This is a genomic window from Pseudonocardia sediminis (genome assembly GCF_004217185.1).
GTDB classification, from domain to species: domain Bacteria; phylum Actinomycetota; class Actinomycetes; order Mycobacteriales; family Pseudonocardiaceae; genus Pseudonocardia; species Pseudonocardia sediminis.
This window is the reverse complement of record NZ_SHKL01000001.1, coordinates 6217627-6237991: the sequence shown is the minus strand read 5'-3', so window position 1 is coordinate 6237991 and position 20365 is coordinate 6217627. Positions and strand designations below refer to the sequence as shown.

Sequence of the window (20365 nt, the reverse complement as noted above, 5' to 3'; positions counted from 1 at the left end):
CTGTGATGTGATCCATGCTGCGAGCGGTCAAGGACGGCGCGTTCTCGAAGACCTACCGGATCACCATCGACGGGCGGGACGTCACGACGTTCGAGTCCCGGTGGTGGACGTCCGGGGGTTCGTTCTCCCTCGACGGCCACACCTACCGGATCCGCGCCAACATGTGGGGCGGCAAGTACGGGATGGCCGACGAGAACGAGGCCAAGGTGGCCTCCGCGGAGAAGGTCGGGCGCAGGAACTGGACGGTCGACTCCCCCGAGGGGCTCTTCCGGTTCCGGCGGGCGTCGATGTGGAAGGCGGACCAGGTGCTGGTGGTCGACGACCGCGAGGTCGGGTCGATCCGGCGGGCGAGCATGTGGAAGGGCGGCGCCGTCGCCGAGCTCCCCGGCCTGAGCCCGGCGCTGCAGGTGTTCGTGGTGGCCGTCGTGCTGACGATGTGGGAGCAGCAGACGGCGGCCGCGGCCGCGTCGAGCTCGTCCGCCTCGGGCTGAGGATCGCCCGTCCCGCCGGGGAGCATCCGCACCGGGCAGACTCGACGGCGTGAACCGCCCCCAGCCCACCACCGGACGCCGGATCGTCACCGCGCTGCTCGTCGCGTCGGCGGTCGTGCACGCCGTCCTCACCGTGCGGCTGTGGGCCTACTCGCCCGGCCTGGCCGCGATCGACGCGCTGATCGCCGTCGCGGCCCTGGTCGTGGCCGGCGCCGTGCTGCTTCGCGACGAGCCCGCCGTGCTGCTCGCCGCGGCCGTCGTCGGCGGGGTCGGGGTGGCGACCTTCCTGATCCCCGGCCTGGTCGCGGTCGCGGACGGGCAGAGCTTCGACGGCTGGCTGGACCCGTGGGCGTTCGGGGCGCTGCTGCTCGACGCCCTCGCCGTCCGGGTCGCGGTGTTCACGCTCCGGCGCGCCCCGGTCTGATCTCTCCTCCCGCGGGGGACAGCGCCTCCGTGGCCACCTCCCGCAGCGTGCGCGGCGCCCGTCCGGTGACCCGCGCGACGGTGTCGGTGACCCGGTCCTCGGACCCGCCCGCGATCGCGACGTCCAGCGCGGCCAGCAGCGCGGCGAAGTCGTCCGGGATGCCGCTCGCGGCGAACCGCGCCGTCCGTTCCTCCGCCGTCACGGCCCGGTGCCGCACCGGCGACCCGGTGACGTCGGTGAGGACGGCCGCCGCGTCGGCGTAGCTCAGCGCCTCCGGACCGGTGATCAGGTGCTCGGACGGGTGCGGCTCGGCGTCGAGCAGGGCGTGCCCGGCCACCGCGGCGATGTCACCGGCGTCGACGAACCCGACCCGGCCGTCACCGGTCGCGGTGACGATCTCGCCGTGCTCGCGGATCCCGGCGGCCAGCACGTGGTCACCGACGAGGTTCTGCATGAACCAGGACGGCCGCAGCACCGTCGACTCTCCGACCGCCCCGCGGACCAGCGCCGGGAGCGCGCCCACCCCGTCGTCGGCGTCCGGGACCGCGGACGAGCTCAGCAGGACGACCCGGCGGACCCCGGCCGTGCGCGCGGCGTCGAGGAACGGTGCGACCAGCGGCGCCGGCTCGGCCTCCCCGATCGGCGCGACCAGGTAGACCGCCGTGGCACCGTCGAGGGCGGGGGCGTGCGTGGCCGGGTCGGTCCAGTCGAAACGCACCTGCCCCGGCCCCGACGGGCTCCGGGTCGCGACCCGCGCCGTCGCGCCGCGGGCCCGCAGGAACGCGGTCACCCGGCTTCCGGTCGTGCCGGTGCCGCCGAGGACCAGGACCGTGCTCATGCCTCCACCCGCGTCGGGAGGCCGGTGGCGCCGGTGGCCTCGGCGACGGCGAGCGGGCTCCAGTAGTCGCGGTAGCGCACGATCTCGCCGCCGCGCACGGTGATCACCGCGATGTAGCGCATCCGGTAGGGCCGCCCGGTGGCGAGCGCGACGCCGTCCACCTCGAACTCCGCGATCACGACCTCGGGGTCGGTGCTCTCGTGCAGCGTCTTCTCGACGACCTCCCGGATGTCGACGACGTCGGTGTAGTCGCGCAGGTAGTCGGCGACCGCGGCGCGGCCGTCGAGGCGCTGCGGCGAGCCGGCGGCGGCGAACGGGAACTCCATCACGCCGTCGACGGCCCACAGGCCGGCGAACCCGGCCATGTCGTGGGCGAGCAGAAGCTCCAGGGCGTGCTCGACGAGCTCGGTCGGTGTCCGTGTCACGGTGGCTCCTCGATCGTCAGGACGAGACGGTCCCGTCTCGACGCAGGGACGACGATACGGTTCCGTCCCATCGTCGGTTACCGTGGATCCCGTGACGGAGCCGACCCGACGTGCGCCCGCCGGTGCGGCCGTGCTGCAGGCCGGCGTCACCGACGCGATCACCGAGGCCGTCCTCGACGAGCTGGCCGAGGGCGGGATCGGGCGGCTGTCGATGGAGGCGGTCGCCCGCCGGGCCGGGGTCGGCAAGAGCGCCCTCTACCGGCGCTGGTCCTCGCGCGACGCGATGGTGGTTGCCGTCGTCTCCGGGTTCAGCGTCCCGTGCGCGGCCACGGCCGACACCGGGTCGCTGCGCGGTGACGTCCGGGCGATGCTCGCCGGGCTGCAAGAGTGGCTCACCCACCCTCGTTTCGCGGCGATCCTGCCCGACCTGGTCGCCGAGCAGGGGCGCCGTCCGGAGCTCGCGGCCGCCGTCGCCGAGGCCGTCGGCGAGCCCCGCCGGGAGCACGGGGCGGCGGTGTTGCGACGCGGGATCGAGCGCGGCGAGCTCGCGCCGGACGTCGACCGTGAGCTCGCGCTGGACCTGCTCGCCGCCCCGATCTACTGGCGTCACAGCGTCCGCCGGGCCGCGACCGGTCCGGACTACCTGGACGCCGTGACCGATCTCGTTCTCCGTGCACTCGGGGCGAATACGTGACCACATCGGGTCAGTGATTCCGGATCGGAAACAGTTCCTGAGCGTCGATAACGATCCGATGACCCCGCAGCAATAGGTCCGAATCGGAAGTTCCGCGAGGTTGAGGACCGCACCCGTGATGCACGAAAAGCGGCTCTGAGCTGCGACGAAGACAGAAGTCGTTATCTCCGTGTGATACGTCACGAGGCAGTGTCTTGACCCCTGCACGGGGTCGCCGCCTACCTTCGTCCTCGGTCCGCTCCGCCTGGTTGCGGGCCACACCGAAGTGCCGGAACCGTCACGCCAAGGACATTCCCCGTCCCGCGGTTCCCGGCGAGTCGATCCGCACAAGGCGGGACGGGGTCGGGCACGGGCATCGGAATCCGATGCGACCACCCCCGGACGTCGCTCCCCATGGCGTCGTGCGGTGTGTGTGCCCGGTTGGACGTGGGTCTGACCAAAGGTTGAGGGTAATGAGCAGCAGCAGTCGTGTGTCCGTGACCGCCCGTCGCGTCGTCGGTATCGCCGCCGCAGGGCTGGTCGCCGTCGGTGCGCCCCTGGCGCTTGCCGGCACCGCGAACGCCGCACCGTCCAGCACGTGGGACCGGCTCGCCGAGTGCGAGAGCGGCGGTGACTGGAGCATCAACACCGGGAACGGCTTCTCCGGCGGCCTGCAGTTCACGCCGTCGACCTGGAAGGCCTTCGGTGGCGAGGGCAGCCCGACCAACGCGAGCCGCTCCGAGCAGATCGCGGTCGCCGAGCGCGTCCTCGACGAGCAGGGCTGGAAGGCCTGGCCCGCCTGCTCGAAGAAGCTCGGCCTGCGCTGAGTCTCTCTCAGAGCTTTCCGGAACGGCCGGTGACCCTGCGCGGTCACCGGCCGTTCCGGCGTCTGCGCTAGTACGACCGCGGGAGCCCGAGCACGTGCTCGGCGACGTAGTTCAGCACCATCTCCTGCGGCAGCGGCGCGAGCTTCATCAGCCGCGACTCGGTGAAGTACCGGCTGACGTCGTACTCGGTCGCGTAGCCGAACCCGCCCAGGGTCTGCATGGCCCGGTCCGCGGCGAAGTGCCCGGCGTCGGCGGCGAGGAACTTGGCCGTGTTGGCCTGCTCGCCGCAGGGCAGCCCGGCGTCGTAGCGCTCGGCGGCCTCACGGACGACCAGGCTCGCGGCGTGCAGCCGCATGTGGGCCTCGGCCAGAGGGAACGCGATGCCCTGGTTCTTGCCGATCGAACGGCCGAACACGACCCGCTCGTTGGCGTACTTCACCGCGGCGTCCAGCGCGGCCCGCCCGACGCCCAGCGCCTCGGCGGCGATCAGGATCCGCTCCGGGTTCAGGCCGTCGAGGATGTACTTGAAGCCCTTGCCCTCCTCGCCCACGCGGTCGACGACGTCGACGGGCAGGTCGTCGTAGACCACCTCGCAGGACACGACGGCGTTGCGGCCCAGCTTGTCGATCGGGGTGATCGTGACCTCCGGCCGCTGCAGGTCGGCCAGCAGCAGCGTGAGCCCGTCGGTGCGCTTGGCGCACTCCTCGACCGGCGTGGTCCGGACCAGCAGCAGGACCTTCTCGCAGAACTGCGCCTTCGACGTCCACACCTTGCGGCCGCGCACCAGGTAGCGGTCCCCGTCGCGCCGCGCCGTCGTGGAGATCGACGTGGTGTCCAGGCCGGCGTCCGGTTCGGTCACCCCGAACGCGACGTGCAGGCTGCCGTCGGCGACGCGGGGCAGATACTTCTGCCGCATCTCGTCGCTGCCGTACTTGGCGACCGGGTTCATCCCGAACACCGACAGGTGGATCGAGCTGGCGCCGTTCATCGCCGCGCCGGACGCGGCGACCTCCTCCATCAGGACGGCCGCCTCGCTGATCCCGGTGCCCCCGCCGCCGTACTCCTCGTCGATCGCGATGCCGATCCAGCCGCCGTCGGCCATCGCGCGGTAGAAGTCCCACGGGAACTCGTGCTCGCGGTCGTGCTTCTGCCAGTACTCCGATCCGAACTGGCGGCAGACGTCGCGCACGCCCTCCCGGATGTCCTTGTAGGGGTCGTCGTGCACGTCCATGTGCCCACTCCTGCCTCGATGCTCGCGGTGCCGGCCTCGATCGTCGCTCAGCCGGGCCGACCTCGCCGCATTGCTTCGTACTGCCGATGTGTGTTCCGCGGACCCCTGCCTACGCCGCGCGCAGGCGGGTCGTGGTGTCGAGGACGAGCTGCGGGTCGGCGTCGTAGGGGGTGTAGAGCGAGATCCGGTCGACGACGTCGCCGTAGCGGGCCAGCATCCCGTCCGCGACCTCGTCCGGGGTCCCGGCGACGGCGAACGCGTCCAGCACGTCGTCGGTGATCAGGCCGGCCATCTCGTCCCAGGCCTGCTGACGCGAGAGCTTGTTGAGCGTGTCGGCGAGCTCGCCCCAGCCGTGGTGCTCGAGCACGGGGCGGTACGGCGGCGTGGAGGAGTAGAACGCGATCTGACGCCGGACGCCCTGCTCGGCGGCGGCACGCGCCGACCCGTCCGCGCCGAGGACGGCGAACACCGGAAGGCAGACCTGGAACCCGTCCAACGAGTCGCGGCCGCGCTTCAGCGCCGGGATCGTCACCTCGTTCATGTACGACGGCGTCGTCAGCGAGTGCGCGAGCAGCCCGTCGCTGACCCGGCCGGCGACCTCGGTCATCCGCTCGCCCACGGCGGCCAGCATGATCGGAGGGTTGCCGTGCGGGTTCGGCCCCGGCGAGAAGAACTCGGTCATCAGCGAGTGCGAGTAGAACTCGCCCTCGTAGCGCAGACGCTCACCGGTCTCCCAGGCCGACCAGATCGCGCGCACCGCGCGGACGAAGTCCTCCATCCGCGCCGCCGGGCGGCTCCACGGCATGTCGAACCGGCGCTCGATGTGCGGCTTGACCTGCGACCCGATGCCCAGGTCGAAGCGGCCCTCGGCGAGCTGGGCGACGTCGTTGGCCTGGTAGGCCAGCGTCATCGGGTTGCGGGCGAACGCGACCGCGATCCCCGACTGCAGCCGGATCCTGCTGGTCGCGCGGGCGGCCAGGCCGAGCGCGATGAAGGCGTCGTGGGCGGTCTCGGGCACCGACACCCCGTCGTAGCCCTGTTTCTCCGCCTCGACGGCGACCTGCTCGGTCTCCAGCGGTGTCGCGGTGAAGCTCCCGGTGGTGTCGACGTGCACGCCTGTCCTACTTCCCGTCGGGGACGACCCGGTCGAGCCAGGCCGTCAGGTCCGCGACGATCTCGTCGCGGTTGGTCTCGTTGAACACCTCGTGCCGCGCGCCCGGCCAGACGGCGAGCGTGACGTCGGTGAGCCCGGCGGCGCGGTAGCGCTCGATCATCGGGTGCACCAGGGCGAGCCCGGCGTTGACCGGGTCCGCGTCGCCGACGGTGACGTAGAGCGGCAGGTCGTCGCGGATCCGCGCGAGGGTGTCCGGCTCGGCCAGCGGGCGGGCGCCGGTGAACATCGCGACGGTGCCCGGCTGGTCCAGGCCGAACCCGCAGTCGGGATCGGCGACGTAGAGGTCGACCTGGGCCTCGTCGCGGGAGAGCCACTCGTAGCCGGTGCGGTTCTCGAACGGCGCGTTGAAGCCGGACAGGTCGATCGCCGCGGACAGGTCCAGCGCCGGCTCGAGCAGGTCCAGCAGCCCGGTCCCGGACAGCACACACGCGTCGATCCGGTCCGAGTGCGCGGGCAGGTACTGCTGCACCGCGAACGAGCCCATGCTGTGCCCGAGCAGGACCAGCGGGACGTCGGGTTGCTCGCCGCGGGCGTGGCTGCGGAGCACCTCGATGTCGTCGACCAGCCCGGCCCAGCCGGTCTCGCCGAGCACGCCGTGGTTCTCGGCGGACCCGGCCGTGGCCCCGTGCCCGCGGTGGTCCTGGCCGTACACGGCGAACCCCCGCCCGGTCAGGACGGCGGCGAGCGGGGCGTAGCGCAGCAGGTGCTCACCCATGCCGTGGGTGAGCTGCACGATCCCGCGCACCGGGCCGTCGGGGAGCCACCGGTAGGCGGTGACGACGGTGCCGTCCCGCCCGGTCAGGGTGAAGGTCGAGTGGGTCTGCTCCGACGTCGTCATCGGGGTTCACCGCCGTGGTGTGGTGTCGTGCGCGGCCGGACGGATCGTCATCGGCCTCGGGGACCTCCGATCCTGCGTCACAGCGGATCGACGGTCAATCCTGGCTGTTCCGTGCCGTGGTCGACGGGGTCCGCGCCCAGACGGCGAAGAGCGGGTTCGCGCCCGGCGGCGTCCCGCACTGCCCGGCCTGCGGGTCCTCGAACCCGCCGCTGCGACGGAAGTACTCGCCGACGATCCTGATGTGGGTCTCGTCGTCGGTCTGCAGCCAGCCGCGGATCGCCTTGGTCGGGAAGCAGCGGTTGGAGAACGTGCACGCGAACGTCCCGCCCGGCCGCAGTACGCGCGCGACCTCGGCGAACACCTCGATCGGACGGGTCAGGTAGTCCACCGACACGGTGCAGATGCAGGTGTCGAACGCGTCGTCAGGCAGGGGGAGCACCGGGTCGGCGTTGAGGTCGTGCCGGACGCGCTCGTGCGCCATCGGGTTCTGCGTCAGCTCCTCGTCGTTCATGCCGAGGACGGTCAGGTGCTCCGGGCGGGCGGTCAGGTGTGAGACCCACGACGACATCAGGTCCAGTACGCGCCCGGTCGCGCCGATCTCGGCGTAGAACGCCCCGGCGGCGGCGATCGCGCCGTCGTCGATGTGGTGGACGATCCGGGGCGGGAGGTAGAACTCCGCGTCGTCGGCCTCGTCGGCGCGGGAGAAGAAGCCCTCGGGGAAGCCGTCGTCGGTGCTCACCCGATCCAGTGTGGGCGACCCGGGCGCCGTCGGCCCGCCGGATGCGGTTCAGCTGAACCGCGACCCGCCCGGTGCGGCACGATCACCCCATGGCGACCTACGTCCTCGTCCACGGCGCCTGGGGCGGCGCACACGGCTTCCACCTCCTGCGACCGCGGCTGCGCGCGGCCGGGCACGAGGTGTTCACCCCGAGCCTGACCGGCATCGGCGAGCGCTCGCACCTCACCGGCCCGCACGTCGGGCTCGGCCTGCACGTGCGCGACGTCGTGAACACGATCCTCTACGAGGACCTACGCGACATCGTCCTGCTCGGCTTCTCCTACGGCGGGATGGTCGTCACCGGCGCGCTGGACGAGATCGGCGACCGGGTGCGCGAGATCGTCTACCTCGACGCGTTCCTCCCGGCCGACGGGCAGAGCGCCGCCGACCTGGCCCCGGCGATGGCCGCCGCGGTGCCGCCGGCGGGGGAGGCCGGGCTCGGCGCGCCGTGGCTGGTCCCGGGCCGCGACCGGCACTACGACGACCCGGCCGAGGGCAAGTGGTCGGCCCCGCGCCGCTCCGCGCAGCCGGTCGCGACGTTCACCGAGCCGGTCCGCACCGCCGTTCCGGTCGACGAGCGCCGGCTGGGCCGGACCTACGTCCGGGCCACCGTCGAGGACGTCACCGGCGGCGCGTTCACCGCGGCCGCCGCCCACGCGAAGGACTCCCCGGCCTGGCGCTACCACGAGATCGAGACCACTCACATGGTTCCGCAGAACCGCCCCGACGAGCTGGCGGAGATCCTCCTGAACCTGGCCGGGTGATCACCGGGCCAGGTCGGCCGCGATCCGGAGGGTGAGCGGGTCGGGGGCCGTCCAGCGGGCGAGGACGGTGCCGTCGTCGCGGATCTCGCGCACCCACTGCACGCCACGCAGGGCGTTGGTCAGGAACATGCCGTCCAGGTCGGCGACGTCACCGATCCGGACCGGAGCGGTGGTCGCGGGGTCCGGGTCGACCAGGTCGAGGACGGCGCGCCGGGCCGTCCCGGGCAGGATCCGCCCGTCCAGCGGCGGTGTCCGCAGCGCCCCGCCGAGCACGGCGAACACCGACGAGCGGGTCGACTCCAGGACCGTTCCGTCCCGGTCGACGAGCAGTGGGGTCTCCTCCTCGTCGACGGCGGCTTCGTGCGCGTCCAGCCACCGCCGGTCGGCGAACTTGTGCGACTCACCCTCCGCCGTGCGGCACACACGCAGCACCAGACCCGGCTGCTCGGCGAGCGGGACCGGGCCCGGCCACGGCACCGCGTGGACCCGCACCTCGTCGGTGGCTCCGGGGGAGGCCTCCACCCGGACCCGGTGCTGACCGCGCAGCCCCGCCGTCGCCTCCGCGACCGCGGTCTCGACGTGCGCGGTCAGGGGCTCACCGGTGCAGGACAGGTAGGAGCGCCGCAGCCGGGCCGCGTGCTCTCCGAGGCGCGCAACCCGCCCGTCGACGGCGGCGAGCGTCTCGAACAGCCCGTCGGCGCGCCGGGCCGGGCGGACCGTGGCCGGTGCCGGAGGAGCCGAACCGCCGTCGAGTGCGGCGAGCACCGGCGCGGCCTTGGTCAGGCACTCCGCCCACTCCTCGGCCGGGTCGGAGTCGACGGTGATGCCCCCGCCGACGCCCAGCCGCGCCGACGCCGTGCCGTCGGGCCCGGGCGGGTCCACCTCCAGGGTGCGGATCGCGACGCTCAGCTCCAGCCCGGCCAGCGGGCTCGCGTAGCCGAGCGCACCGGTGAACAACCCGCGCCGCTGCGCCTCCAGCCCCTCGATCACCTGCACCGCCCGGACCTTCGGCGCGCCGGTCACCGATCCCGGCGGGAACGTCGCACGCAGCAGCGCGCCGTCGTCGACCCCGTCCGGGAGCCGTCCGTGCACCCGTGAGACCAGGTGCCACACGCCGGGGTGCGGCTGCACCGACAGCAACCCGGCGACGCGGACGCTGCCGGTGGCGCACACCCGCGCCAGGTCGTTGCGCATCAGGTCGACGATCATGACGTTCTCGGCCGAGTCCTTCGTCGATCCGGCGAGTCGTCGCCCCTGCTCGGCGTCGGCCCGGTCGTCCGCGGCCCTGGCGTCGATCCCGGGCGCGTCGATCCCGGCCGCGTTGTTCCCGGCCGGCCCGCCGACGGTCCCGTGGGCGGACCCGCCGCCCGGCCCGTCGCCGGTGACACCGATCCGCGGCCGGGTGCCCTTGATCGGGTCGGTGCGGACGTCGCGCCCGTCACGGCGCAGGAACAGCTCCGGGCTCGCGCTGACCGCCGCCAGCTCACTGTCCGCGACCAGCGCCGCCCGCGCCGGCGTCCCGGATCCGGACCGGGCCCCGACGATCCGCGCCCACGCCTCGTGCACCCCGCCGTCGAGCCGCAGGCCCAGCTCGGTGGCGATGTTCGCCTGGTAGATCTCCCCACGACGGATCTCGGAGATGCAGGCCTCGACGGCGGCCAGGTGCGCGTCCCGGTCCGGCCACCGCTCGACGACGACCCCGGCCTCCGCGGACGGCGCCGGTCCGGCGAGGTCGGCGCACAGGGTCGCGCACCGCGACCGGGCGCTCGCCTCGTCGCCGTCCGGGCCGAGCAGCGCCTCGTACCACCAGCGCTGGCCGTCGTGGCGGAGCACGTCGCGGTACCAGGCCAGGCTCGCCCGCGGCCGTCGTCCGGGTGCCGCGAAGCCGAGGTACCCGAACCAGCCGCCGCCGACGGCGTCCGGGAACCGCGGGTCCGGCCCGACGTCGGGCACCGCGCCGAGCACGTCGAACGGGTCGGAGTCCGCCGGCATCTCCCGCACGGGGTCGCACGTGACCAGCGCACCGCGTGACCAGCTCCCGGCCCAGGCCGTGACCCGCTCGCGGTGGGCGAGCCGGCGCACGACCCCGGTCACGCCGAGCTCGACCGTCAGCGGTGCCGCGAACAGCACATACGCCGGTTCGCCGGCGTCGGGAGGGGGAGTCACCGCCCGATCATGGTGACCGCCGCCGGGCACCGGAAGGCCCCGGTGGCGAAGTGCACCCGGCCCGTCAGACCCTCCAGCTCTCCGGACGGCGCGCGACGTCGTGGACCCGCTCCACCCGGCGCGCGTCCAGGACCGGTGCCAGGCCGCGCATCGCCGCGATCAGCGCGCCCTCCGTCGCCACGATGACGTCGTCCGGCCAGCGGGCCACCTGCATGGCCGCGCCGACGATCGCGATCACCGGACGGACCGGCACCGGACCGAGCTCGGCCTCGAGCCGGGGCAGCAGCAGCGCGCGGGCGAGGGCGCCCTCGGCACGGGCCCGGGCCACCGCGTCGGTGCGGAACCCGTTCACGACGAGCGCGTCGCCGTCGAGCAGCACCCGGCCGCCCCGGTGGTGCCGGGTGTTGACCACGCACACGCCGGGCGGTCCGATCAGGACGTGGTCGATGTCGGCCGTGCCGTCGTCGAGCGGTACCGAGTGCAGCACCCGCCAGCTCGGTGGCCGGTGCAGGAACCGGTCCCGCCGGGTGCGCCCGGTCAGCGACTCCAGCAGGTGTGCGGTGCGTTCCTCGCCGTCGGCGCCGAGGCGCCAGGTGCGGTCGGCGCCGGGGCCCTGCTCGGCCCGGCGCCGGGCGGCCTCGTGACCGACACGGCGGCCGGGGTAGTGCGTCGCGAGGTCGGTGGTGCCGGGGTACGTCGTGGTGTTCTCCATGCCCGGGAGTGTGGCCCCGACCACCGACAGTTTCGGGCGTCCGCACGAGCGGAAACGATCGTCCGGCGTTGCTATCCTGCTGGTGGGAGGCCTGATGTACGCACCGGATCCGAGATTCGAGAGCGCGGTCGACCGGCAGATCCGGGAGGCCCAGGAGCGCGGCGAGTTCGACGACCTGCCGGGCAAGGGCAAGCCCCTGCCCGGCCTGGACGGCAAGTTCGACGAGAACTGGTGGGTCCGCGGGTTCCTCCGCCGTGAGGGCCTGTCCTCCGACGCCCTGCTGCCGCCCTCGGTGCAGCTGCGCAAGGAGATCGACCGGCTGCCCGAGACCGTCCGGGCGCTCCGCGACGAACGCCGGGTCCGGGACGCCGTCGAGGAGCTGAACGTGCGGATCGTCGAGCACATGCGCTTCCCGTCCGGACCGCGGATCCCGATCCGGCGCCAGGACCCCGACGAGGTCGTCACCCGGTGGCGCGACGAGCGTCGCGGCCCGGAGCGCCCGGCCCCGGCACCGCCCCCGGCTCCGGTCGCCCCTGCTTCGGAACGACGGTCCTGGTGGGCGCGCCTGCTCGGGCGGTCCTGAGCGGACTCAGGCGCGGACCGGCGTCCGCGGGGCGAAGTGCCCGGGCGAGGGCAGCGGCGACCCGGTCTCCAGCAGCGTCTTGAGCGCCGCGAAGATCGCCGGCCAGCCGTGGCCGATGTCGCGGACGTCCTGCTCGCCCCGCTCGTCCGCGGTGAACCCGCTGTGCACGACGGTCAGCTTCACGACCTCGTCGCCGAACGCGGAGATGTCGAACTCGACGACCGTGGCCGGCCGTCCCTCCTCCCGCTCCGCCTTCCCGGTGAACGTGTACGACAGCTTGTTCGGCGGCTCGACCGCCAGTACCTCACCGATGAAGTCGTCGTGGTCGGGGTGGTAGGCCTCGACCGAGCTGCCGACCGTCCACTCCGAGCGGATCTCCGCGCCGCCCCAGTACTGCATCGTGAACTCGGGTGTGGTCAGGGCGTCGAACACCTTCTGTGGCGTCGTCGCGATGTAGGTCGTGTAGACGTAGGTGCGTTCACTGATCTCGGTCATGGGGATCCTCCAGCGCGGTGCGCAGCGCGGTGATCGCCTGCACCCGGGCCTGCTCGAACTTGCCGATCCACCGGTCGTGGATCTCCTGGATGGGCACCGGGTCGAGATGGTGGAGCTTCTCCCGGCCGCGGCGGACGGTGGACACGAGCCCGGCGGCCTCCAGCAGCGCGAGGTGCTTGGAGACGGCCTGGCGGCTCATCTCCAGTCCGGCGCACAGGTCGGCGAGCGTCTGCCCGTTGTGCTCGTACAACCGGTCGAGGATCAGCCGTCGTGTCGGGTCGGCCAGCGCCCGGAACACGGCGTCCACGTCGGTCACCACCCAATTATGCAACCTTCCGGTTGCCTGTCAACGACCGGACGCGCCTTCCGGGTTTCCGCACCGAGAGCAGGGTGGCCGTCACGAGCATCACCAGCGCCATGCCGGTCCTGGCCACGCCGAGGACGACGTGCCCGCCGCGCAGGGCGGAACGGGCCGGGCGGGACAGCGACCACCTCCGTCCGGTCGCGCGGCCGCTCCCGGTCCGGAGCGCGGCGGTCACCGCAGCTCCTCCGGAAGCTGCTCGCGTGGCTCGCGCTCGGCCCGGCGGGAGTGCACGAACAGGCTCAGGAGCATCCAGAACGTCGGCCACGCCGGCCAGAAGAACGGCGCCGAGCTCACCGCCCACGCCACCACCAGCACGGTGAACAGCACCGCGACGATCGCGACGTGGACGTGGAACCGCCGCCGCGCCCGGTCGGTCATCGGGGGCCTCGGCGGGCGTCCGGAGGGTCTCGCCGGTGCGGGCAGGTCCGAGACCAGCGGGATCAGCTCGGCCCGGGTACGGGCGGCGTAGACCGCGGCCTGGCGCTCGTCGGCCTCGGAGAGGGTGAGCCGCCCGTCGGTGGCGGCGGCGCGCAGCCGGTCGGCGACGCGCTCGCGTTCGGTGTCGGAGGCCAGCAGGTCCGATCCGCCCGGGGCGACGGTGCGTGGCGCGGTGAAGGGCATCTGGGTGTCGGTCATGGAGACGAGACTCGCCTCGCACGGGGTCCGAGCGCGTCCGTCCCGGGGTGTCGGCTCCGCTGCCGCCCGCGGCGCACCGGCCCGGCCCGTCCTACTCCCGCGGGAGCAGCCGGACGGCCTCCGGCGGGAGGACGCCGTCACGGCTCCGGCTGCCCTACCGTGACGGGATGTCCGCCACCACCCGTCCGAGCTGGTGGGGCGGGGTGCTCTCGACGATCGTCGCGCCCGCCGCCGTCGCGGCGGTGACCCTGGGCGGGACGCGGTTCGCCGCCTACGTCCAGCCGGCCGCCCGCCCGCTGGACGCGCTCGCGGTGGTGCTGCTGCTGGTCGGCCCGGCCGCGCTCGTGGTGCGCCGGGTCCGGCCGCCGGCGGCGCTGGCCGTCTGCGTGCTCGCGCTCGGCGCCTACGTCGTCGCGGGCTACGCGTTCGGGCCGGTCCCGCTCGCGACGCTGGTCGCGGTGTTCACCGCGGTCGCGGCCGGGTGGCACCGCCGGGCGGCGGCGGTCGTCGTGACGGCGATGGTGCTGCTCGTCGTGACGTTGCTGCTGCTCGGACGGCCCGTCCCGTGGTCGGGGATGGTGCTGTGGCTCGCCTGGCTGACCGCGTTCGCCGCGGCCGGGGCGCTGTGGCGGGCCCGGCGGGAGCGGATCGCGCAGGCCGGGGTCGTGCTCGCCGAGGAGCAGCGCCGCCGCGCGGGGGAGGAACGACTGCGGATCGCCCAGGAGCTGCACGACGTGCTCGGCCACCACGTCTCGCTGATCAACGTGCAGGCCGGCGTCGCGCTGTTCCTGATGGACGACGACCCCGAGCAGGCCCGCACCGCGCTGACCGAGATCAAGCGCTCCAGCCGGGACCTGCTGCGCGAGATGCGCTCCACCCTGGGGGTGCTGCGCGGGGTCGACGAGCAGGCCCCGCACCACCCGACGCCCGGCCTGGACCGGCTCGACGCCCTGTTCGACGACGTCCGCACGGCCGGCCTCCCGGTCACCCTGCGCACCGAGGGTCCGCCGCGGCCACTGCCCACCCGCACCGATTTGGCCGCCTACCGGATCGTCCAGGAGTCGCTGACCAACACACGCCGTCACGCCGGGGCGGCCGGCGCGGCAGTGCTGCTCCGGTACTCCGGCGACGCGCTGGAGATCCGGGTCGACGACGACGGCACCGGTCCGTCCGAGGAGATGCGCGACGGGAACGGACTGGTCGGGATGCGCGAACGCGCCCAGGCCCTCGGCGGGACGCTGGAGACGGGCCGGGGCCCGGACGGCGGGTTCCGGGTGTCGGCACGGCTGCCGCTCTCCCCGGCGGAGCGCGACCCCGATCCTGTCGACGACCCCGCACCCGGCGGCGCCCCCGATACGGTGCGCCGATGATCCGGGTCCTGATCGCCGACGACCAGGCCCTGGTCCGCTCCGGCTTCCGCGCGCTGCTCTCCTCGCAGGCCGACCTGGACGTCGTCGCCGAGGCCGCCGACGGTGCCGAGGCGCTCGCCCGGGTGCGTGAGCTGCGCCCGGACGTCGTGCTGATGGACATCCGGATGCCGGGCCACGACGGGCTCGCCGCCACCCGCGACATCACCGCCGACCCCGGCCTGGCCGACGTCCGGGTGATCGTGCTGACCACGTTCACCGAGGACTCCTACGTCTTCGACGCGATCCGCTTCGGCGCCAGCGGCTTTCTGGTCAAGGACAGCGAACCGGCCGACCTGATCAAGGCGATCCGGGTGGTGCACGGCGGCGAGGCGCTGCTCGCCCCGGCCGTCACCCGCACCCTGATCGCGGAGTTCGCGGCGCGCTCGCGTCCCGGCTCCGGCGGCGGCACCGCACGGCTCGACGCACTGACCGACCGCGAGCGCGAGGTCGTCGCCCAGGTCGCGGCGGGACGGTCCAACGACGAGATCGCCGCCCGCCTGTTCATGAGCCCGACCACGGCGAAGACGCACGTCAGCCGCGCGATGACCAAGCTCGGCGCCCGCGACCGGGCACAGCTGGTGGTCCTGGCCTACGAGAGCGGCCTGGTGCGTCCCGGCTGGATGTGACCCGTGCGCGGATATCACTGCCAGGGCAGCGATATCCGCTCACGAGGGTGGGGCCGGTGGGCACCGCCCGGGTGGGGAAGGATCGCGACCGACCGCCGCCCGATCCCGTGAGGAGCGTCTGAGATGTCGACCGTGTTCGTGTTCAACGGCCCGAACCTGAACCTGCTCGGCACCCGTCGGCCGGACGTCTACGGCACCACGGTCCTCGCCGACGTCGAGACGCTGTGCCGCGAGGAGACCACCCGGCAGGGCCTCGACCTCGACTTCCGCCAGACCAACCACGAGGGCGTACTCGTCGACTGGATCCACGAGGCCGGCGCCGCGGTGAAGCAGGGGACTGCCCTGGGCGCGGTGCTCAACGCCGCCGCCTACACCCACACCTCCGTCGCGTTGCACGACGCGATCGAGGGCGCCGAGCTCCCGACGATCGAGGTGCACATCTCGAACGTGCACGGACGCGAGGAGTTCCGGCACCACTCGTTCGTCTCGCCGGTCGCGGCGGGGATCGTCGTCGGGTTCGGCGTGACCGGCTACGCCCTGGCCATCGACGGTCTGGTCCGCCTGCGCCGGCCCACCCGCTCCGTCTGACCGGGCGGCGACCGGTCCCCTCGTCGGAACAGTTCCGACGAGAGTGCCGCTCGCTGGATCGGGTGAGCCCCCGGGGAGTCAACTCGGGCGTTGACGGATCGATGTCCGGGCGATGGAATCTCCGGGTGACCCGCTCCGAGGCAGGCCGGTTCCCCACCGTCGACGACGCGCGGCGGCGCCGCTACCGCGACACCGGGCTGTGGAGCACCGACCTGCTCGACGCCCACGTGGAGACCGTCGCCGCGCGGGATCCGGACCGCGTCGCCGTCGTCGACGGCGACCGCCGGATGACCTACGCGGAGCTGCAGGAGCAGGTGGTCCGGATCGCCGCCGGGTTGCGACGGCTCGGAGTGGGCCGGGGCGAGGTCGTGTCGTCACAGCTCCCGAACCGGTGGGAGGCCCTCGCGCTGCACCTCGCCGTGATCCGGATCGGCGCCGTGTCGAACCCGCTGATGCCGATCTTGCGCGAGCGGGAGATGCGCTTCGCGCTCGGCAGCTCCGGCGCGCGGGTGCTGGTCGTGGCCGCGGAGTTCCGCGGGTTCGACCACGGTGCGCTCGCCGTCCGGCTGCGCGACGAGCTCCCGGACCTGGCCCACGTCGTCACCGTGCGCGGGGAGCGCGACGGCGCCACGACGTTCGACGACCTCACCGCGGACCCGGACGGCGGCCACGCCGAGCCCGGGCGCACCGCCGACGACCCGGTCGTCCTGCTCTACACCTCCGGCACCGAGTCCGACCCGAAGGGCGCGGTGCACTCGCACGCCACGCTCGACCACGAGGTCCGCAGCGTCGTCACGCACTTCGGGCTCACGGGCGACGACGTCATGTTCATGCCGTCCCCGATCGCGCACATCACCGGCGTCCTCTACGGGTTCCACCTGTCCGCGCTGCTCGGGACCACCGTCGTCTACCAGGACGTCTGGGAGCCCGGACGCGGGTTGGACCTGATCGAACGGCACCGCATCTCGTTCGTCGTCGCGGCCACCCCGTTCCTGCACGGCATCACCTACCACCCCGACCGCGAGAAACACGACGTCAGCTCGCTGCGGGTGTTCGCCTGCGGCGGCGCCGACGTCCCGCCGGACCTGATCCGCGACGCCGAGCGCCTGCTCGGCTGCCCGGGTGTGCGGGTCTACGGCTCCACCGAGATCCCCACCCTGACCATGGGCCACGCCGACGACACCGCCGACCTGCGCGCCACCACCGACGGGCGGGTGGTCGGAGTCGCGGAGCTGAAGGTCCTCGACGACGACGGAGCCCCGGTCGGGCCGGGCACCGTCGGGAACCTGCACGCCCGGGGTGCGGAGGCCTTCCTCGGCTACCTCGGCCGCCCGCGCCCCACCGAGAGCAGCGCAGGCGGAACGAGCATCGTCACCGACGACGAGGGCTGGATCGACACCGGTGACCGCGGCTCCGTCGACGCCGGCGACTACCTGACCGTCACCGGACGGAGCAAGGACATCATCCTGCGTGGCGGCGAGAACATCAGCGCCAAGGAGGTCGAGGACCTGCTCTACGCGCACCCGGACGTCGCCGACGTGGCGGTCGTCGCGGTGCCCGACCCGCGCCTGACCGAGAAGGCCTGCGCCGTCGTCGTCCCGCGTCCGGGCACGTCGCCCCGGCCACGACGGCCGTCGCCAAGTGTGTGGCGTCGGCGGCGCGCAGACCGTAGGCGGCCGCCCGTGTCGACCCTCAGCCGAGGAGCCGCTGTGCGGCGAGCTCGGCGAGGAGGAACTTGCGCGGACGCCCGGACGGCGTCGTCGGGATGTCGGCGACCTCGATCGTCAGCACGTGGCGCGGCACCTTGAACCGGGCCAGACGTTCGCGGCAGTAGGCCACGAGCTCCGCGGCGTCCGGCGTCGCGCCCGGGCGGGCCACGACCCAGGCCACCCCCACCTCGCCCATCCGCTCGTCGCGCAGCGGCACGACGTGCGCCTGCCCGACCGACGGATGCCCGGTCAGGACGTCCTCGATCTCCTTGGGCATGACCTGCTCGCCTCCGCAGCGGTAGCTCTCCTTCACCCGCCCGACGAGCGTCAGGTAGTCGTCGGCGTCGAGCCGGCCGAGGTCACCGGTGCGCAGCCACCCGTCGCCGTCAGCGAACACGGCGTCGGTCTCGTCGGGCTTGCGGTAGTAGCCCGAGGTGACGCCCGGGCCACGCGCCAGCAGCTCGCCGACGCCGCCGAGCGGGACGTCGGCGCGGGTCTGCGCGTCGACCACCCTGTACTCGACGAGCCGCCCGCCGAGTGCCGGGTCCCCGGCCACGCCGACGTCGCGCAGCCGGCCGTTGGTGGTGAGGCGTCGTTCCGGCGGGTCGTCCGGGCGGGTCACCGTGGACGACGCCGTCACCTCGCTCATCCCGTAGCCGGTGGTGAGCTCGACGCCGGCGAAGTGCTCGTCGATGCGGTCCCAGATGCCGGTCGGTGCCACACCGCCGGAGGAGATCATCGAGGTGAGCGAGGGCAGCGACCGCGGCCGGGCGTCCAGCTCGTCGAGCACCGCGGCGGTCATCGTCGGGATGAACAGCACGTCGTCGCAGCGGTGCCGGGAGATCGCGTCCAGCGTCGCGGCCGGGGAGAACGCGAGCTGCGGGACGATCGCCCCACCGACGAACAGCACGGCGAGCAGGCCCTCGACGTAGCCGTACACGTGGTACATCGGCAGCGAGAACGTGATCCGCCGGCCGTCCTGGAAGCCCCGCCCGAACGCGCTGCCGTACGCGGTGCGCAGCAGCATGTCGTGGGTGAGCAGGACGCCCTTCGGGGTCCCGGTCGTGCCGGAGGTGTAGAGGATGTCGGCGGTGTCGTCGGGCCCGGTCGCGGTGACCGGCTCGAAGCCCTCGGCGGTCGCGGCAAGCTCGGCGAACGTCGTCGCGCCCTCGCGCGGAGGCCCGGAGGTGGGCAGCAGGACGACCTTCCGCAGGGTCGGGAAGCGCGAACCTCCACCGCCGGACTCCCAGCCGGGCATCAGCGCGTCCAGGGCGGCCAGGTAGTCCAGGTCCCGGAACCGGTCCATGGTCACCAGCAGCACCGCGTCGGACTGGTCGAGCACGTAGCCCAGCTCGTCGCGCCGATTCAGGAAGTTCACCGGGATGCAGACCGCCCCGGCCCGGGCGATCCCGAACTTCAGCGCGACGAACTCGGGCAGGTTCGCCGCCACGATCGCGACGTGCTCCCCCGGGCGCACCCCCGCCGCGACCAGCCCGTTCGCGACCCGGACCGACCAGTCGGCGATCTCGGCGTAGGAGAACGTCCGCTCGTCGGTGACGACCAGGTCCCGGTCGCCGAACTCCGCGGCCGCGGCGTCGAGTGCCTGGTCCAGCCGTCGTCGCTCCCAGGTCGGGAAGCGCTTCTCCAACGCTGCCTGACGCTGCGCCACCGGGGCGAGCACGCGTCAGTCCTTCTGCTGCTTCGAGGCCTGGTAGGCCTCCCAGTAGGTGCGGTGGTGCGAGAACGGCTCGTCGCGGTCCTCGACGGCCGCGCGCACGCCCTTCGCACGCTGCACCCGCTGGAAGTCCTGCATGGCAGGCCCGGCGATCGCCATCGCGTCGGCGTCGTTGGCCGCGGCGATCGCGGCGGTGATGCCCATGGCGTCCCACCAGCGGTTGGTGGACTCCTTGTGCGCGTAGAGCATCTCCAGCGGGACGTGCGAGATCCGCTCGGCGTAGGCCATGGCGACGGCCTCGACCTCGTCGGCCGGGACGGCGCGGTTGGCCAGGCCCAGCTCGGCGGCCTCGACGCCGGTCATCGAGTCGCCGGTGAACAGCCACTCCTTGGTCTTGCGCATGCCCAGGTGCACCGGCCACATGCCGAACATGTGGATCTCGCCCATGGTGCGGGCCTCGGGCTGGCCGAACGTGGCGTCCTCGGCGGTGAACACGATGTCCAGCACACCGGCCAAGTCCAGCCCACCGGCGACGCACGCGCCGCGGACGACGCCGACCGTGGCCTGGCGGATGCGCCAGAGCCGCATCCAGCGCTCGCGGGACTCGTGGAACTCGCGGCGGGAGAAGATCGGGGCGCGACGGTGCGGGCGGGCGTCCTCGGGGCGCGACGGCGTCTCGGCCGAGTCCCAGAGGTAGGCCCACTCGGTGAGGTCGTAGCCGGTGCAGAAGTTCTTGCCGTTGCTCTTCACGACCAGGACGCGGGTGTCGTCGTCGGAGTCGAGGTCGTCGAGGACCAGGTCCAGCTCGTCACGCAGCTGCCGGCACAACGCGTTGCCCCGGTCCGGGCGGTTGAGCGTCAGGACCGCGATCCGGTCCTTCTTCTCGTAGATGAGCATCTCGAGACTGTCGAGGTCCACGTCGTCCTCCTGTACTGCGCA

General features: G+C 73.3%; 24 protein-coding genes and 1 pseudogene. 10 read left to right on the top strand and 15 right to left on the bottom strand.

Annotated features, from left to right (window positions below; translation table 11 throughout):
• Nucleotides 1-14 precede the first annotated feature (14 nt).
• Nucleotides 15-491 carry a hypothetical protein gene (locus EV383_RS29200; protein WP_130293166.1) on the top strand — a complete coding sequence of 159 codons (477 nt, stop codon included), beginning with the start codon at nt 15-17 and terminating at the stop codon, nt 489-491.
• A gap of 49 nt (nt 492-540) precedes the next feature.
• The gene (locus EV383_RS29195) at nt 541-915 is read left to right on the top strand and encodes a hypothetical protein (protein ID WP_130293164.1); all 375 of its coding nucleotides are present in this window, start codon (nt 541-543) and stop codon (nt 913-915) included.
• Here EV383_RS29195 and EV383_RS29190 read toward each other — a convergent pair.
• Both EV383_RS29190 and EV383_RS29185 read right to left on the bottom strand, forming a co-directional pair.
• On the bottom strand, nt 890-1753 hold the full coding sequence (locus EV383_RS29190; protein ID WP_130293162.1) for an NmrA family NAD(P)-binding protein: 864 nt from the start codon (nt 1751-1753) through the stop codon (nt 890-892). The two genes, EV383_RS29195 and EV383_RS29190, sit on opposite strands and share 26 nt — an antisense overlap.
• The gene (locus EV383_RS29185) at nt 1750-2178 is read right to left on the bottom strand and encodes a nuclear transport factor 2 family protein (protein WP_130293160.1); all 429 of its coding nucleotides are present in this window, start codon (nt 2176-2178) and stop codon (nt 1750-1752) included. The genes EV383_RS29190 and EV383_RS29185 overlap by 4 nt, the downstream gene beginning before the upstream one ends.
• A gap of 91 nt (nt 2179-2269) precedes the next feature.
• Between EV383_RS29185 and EV383_RS29180 the strand changes: the two genes are divergently transcribed.
• Both EV383_RS29180 and EV383_RS32790 read left to right on the top strand, forming a co-directional pair.
• The gene (locus EV383_RS29180) at nt 2270-2872 is read left to right on the top strand and encodes a TetR/AcrR family transcriptional regulator (protein WP_242623360.1); all 603 of its coding nucleotides are present in this window, start codon (nt 2270-2272) and stop codon (nt 2870-2872) included.
• Between the two features lie 452 nt (nt 2873-3324).
• Nucleotides 3325-3678 (top strand): transglycosylase family protein, encoded by a 354-nt coding sequence (locus EV383_RS32790; RefSeq protein WP_130293156.1) that lies wholly within the window; start codon nt 3325-3327, stop codon nt 3676-3678.
• Between the two features lie 67 nt (nt 3679-3745).
• Here EV383_RS32790 and EV383_RS29170 read toward each other — a convergent pair whose 3' ends face one another.
• From EV383_RS29170 to EV383_RS29155, 4 genes are all read right to left on the bottom strand, one after another.
• On the bottom strand, nt 3746-4909 hold the full coding sequence (locus EV383_RS29170) for an acyl-CoA dehydrogenase family protein (protein ID WP_130293154.1): 1164 nt from the start codon (nt 4907-4909) through the stop codon (nt 3746-3748).
• Nucleotides 4910-5018: 109 nt separating this feature from the next.
• A complete protein-coding gene (locus EV383_RS29165; protein WP_130293152.1) occupies nt 5019-6023 on the bottom strand; it encodes a TIGR03617 family F420-dependent LLM class oxidoreductase in 1005 nt (334 codons plus the stop codon).
• Nucleotides 6024-6030: 7 nt separating this feature from the next.
• A complete protein-coding gene (locus tag EV383_RS29160; protein WP_130293150.1) occupies nt 6031-6921 on the bottom strand; it encodes an alpha/beta fold hydrolase in 891 nt (296 codons plus the stop codon).
• A gap of 94 nt (nt 6922-7015) precedes the next feature.
• Nucleotides 7016-7660 (bottom strand): class I SAM-dependent methyltransferase, encoded by a 645-nt coding sequence (locus EV383_RS29155; protein ID WP_130293148.1) that lies wholly within the window; start codon nt 7658-7660, stop codon nt 7016-7018.
• An 89-nt stretch (nt 7661-7749) separates the two neighbouring features.
• Here EV383_RS29155 and EV383_RS29150 point away from each other — a divergent pair, with 89 nt between their 5' ends.
• On the top strand, nt 7750-8463 hold the full coding sequence (locus EV383_RS29150; RefSeq protein WP_130293146.1) for an alpha/beta hydrolase: 714 nt from the start codon (nt 7750-7752) through the stop codon (nt 8461-8463).
• On the opposite strand, the gene EV383_RS32465 is transcribed toward EV383_RS29150, so the two are convergent.
• The 3 genes and pseudogenes from EV383_RS32465 to EV383_RS29140 all read right to left on the bottom strand — a co-directional run bounded on the left by EV383_RS32465 (nt 8464) and on the right by EV383_RS29140 (nt 11341).
• Nucleotides 8464-9228 (bottom strand): aminotransferase class IV, encoded by a 765-nt coding sequence (locus tag EV383_RS32465; protein ID WP_242623530.1) that lies wholly within the window; start codon nt 9226-9228, stop codon nt 8464-8466.
• Nucleotides 9211-10455 (bottom strand): annotated as a pseudogene (locus EV383_RS32460) (chorismate-binding protein); the annotation flags it as partial. The pseudogene EV383_RS32460 and the gene EV383_RS32465, both read right to left, overlap by 18 nt.
• 238 nt (nt 10456-10693) lie before the next feature.
• Complete coding sequence (locus EV383_RS29140; RefSeq protein WP_130293141.1) at nt 10694-11341, bottom strand: nuclease-related domain-containing protein; 648 nt, start codon at nt 11339-11341, stop codon at nt 10694-10696.
• 94 nt (nt 11342-11435) lie between these two features.
• Here EV383_RS29140 and EV383_RS29135 point away from each other — a divergent pair, with 94 nt between their 5' ends.
• Entirely contained in the window at nt 11436-11924 is a 489-nt protein-coding gene (locus EV383_RS29135) for a DnaJ family domain-containing protein (RefSeq protein ID WP_130293139.1), read from the top strand.
• 6 nt (nt 11925-11930) lie between these two features.
• Here the strand turns inward: EV383_RS29135 and EV383_RS32980 are convergent, their stop codons facing one another.
• From EV383_RS32980 to EV383_RS29115, 4 genes are read right to left on the bottom strand one after another with little or no spacing between them, the layout of a single operon-like run.
• On the bottom strand, nt 11931-12419 hold the full coding sequence (locus EV383_RS32980; RefSeq protein WP_130293137.1) for an SRPBCC domain-containing protein: 489 nt from the start codon (nt 12417-12419) through the stop codon (nt 11931-11933).
• The gene (locus EV383_RS32975; RefSeq protein WP_165438543.1) at nt 12403-12735 is read right to left on the bottom strand and encodes a metalloregulator ArsR/SmtB family transcription factor; all 333 of its coding nucleotides are present in this window, start codon (nt 12733-12735) and stop codon (nt 12403-12405) included. The genes EV383_RS32980 and EV383_RS32975 overlap by 17 nt, the downstream gene beginning before the upstream one ends.
• Before the next feature lie 7 nt (nt 12736-12742).
• Nucleotides 12743-12958, bottom strand: a complete 216-nt coding sequence (locus EV383_RS29120; protein ID WP_130293135.1) for a hypothetical protein — start codon at nt 12956-12958, stop codon at nt 12743-12745.
• Nucleotides 12955-13419, bottom strand: coding sequence for a DUF1707 SHOCT-like domain-containing protein (locus EV383_RS29115; RefSeq protein WP_242623359.1), 465 nt, complete (start codon nt 13417-13419; stop codon nt 12955-12957). The genes EV383_RS29120 and EV383_RS29115 overlap by 4 nt, the downstream gene beginning before the upstream one ends.
• A 167-nt stretch (nt 13420-13586) precedes the next feature.
• Between EV383_RS29115 and EV383_RS29110 the strand changes: the two genes are divergently transcribed.
• From EV383_RS29110 to EV383_RS29095, 4 genes are all read left to right on the top strand, one after another.
• Nucleotides 13587-14789 carry a sensor histidine kinase gene (locus EV383_RS29110; protein WP_130293133.1) on the top strand — a complete coding sequence of 401 codons (1203 nt, stop codon included), beginning with the start codon at nt 13587-13589 and terminating at the stop codon, nt 14787-14789.
• Nucleotides 14786-15454, top strand: a complete 669-nt coding sequence (locus tag EV383_RS29105; RefSeq protein ID WP_130293131.1) for a response regulator transcription factor — start codon at nt 14786-14788, stop codon at nt 15452-15454. Before EV383_RS29110 ends, EV383_RS29105 begins: the two co-directional genes overlap by 4 nt.
• 123 nt (nt 15455-15577) lie before the next feature.
• Nucleotides 15578-16042 carry a type II 3-dehydroquinate dehydratase gene (aroQ, locus tag EV383_RS29100; RefSeq protein WP_130293129.1) on the top strand — a complete coding sequence of 155 codons (465 nt, stop codon included), beginning with the start codon at nt 15578-15580 and terminating at the stop codon, nt 16040-16042.
• Nucleotides 16043-16167: 125 nt separating this feature from the next.
• Entirely contained in the window at nt 16168-17850 is a 1683-nt protein-coding gene (locus EV383_RS29095) for an AMP-binding protein (RefSeq protein ID WP_242623358.1), read from the top strand.
• Here EV383_RS29095 and EV383_RS29090 read toward each other — a convergent pair.
• Both EV383_RS29090 and EV383_RS29085 read right to left on the bottom strand, forming a co-directional pair.
• A complete protein-coding gene (locus EV383_RS29090) occupies nt 17735-19432 on the bottom strand; it encodes an AMP-binding protein (protein ID WP_130293125.1) in 1698 nt (565 codons plus the stop codon). The two genes, EV383_RS29095 and EV383_RS29090, sit on opposite strands and share 116 nt — an antisense overlap.
• 3 nt (nt 19433-19435) lie before the next feature.
• On the bottom strand, nt 19436-20344 hold the full coding sequence (locus tag EV383_RS29085) for an enoyl-CoA hydratase-related protein (protein WP_130293123.1): 909 nt from the start codon (nt 20342-20344) through the stop codon (nt 19436-19438).
• Between the last annotated feature and the right edge of the window lie 21 nt (nt 20345-20365).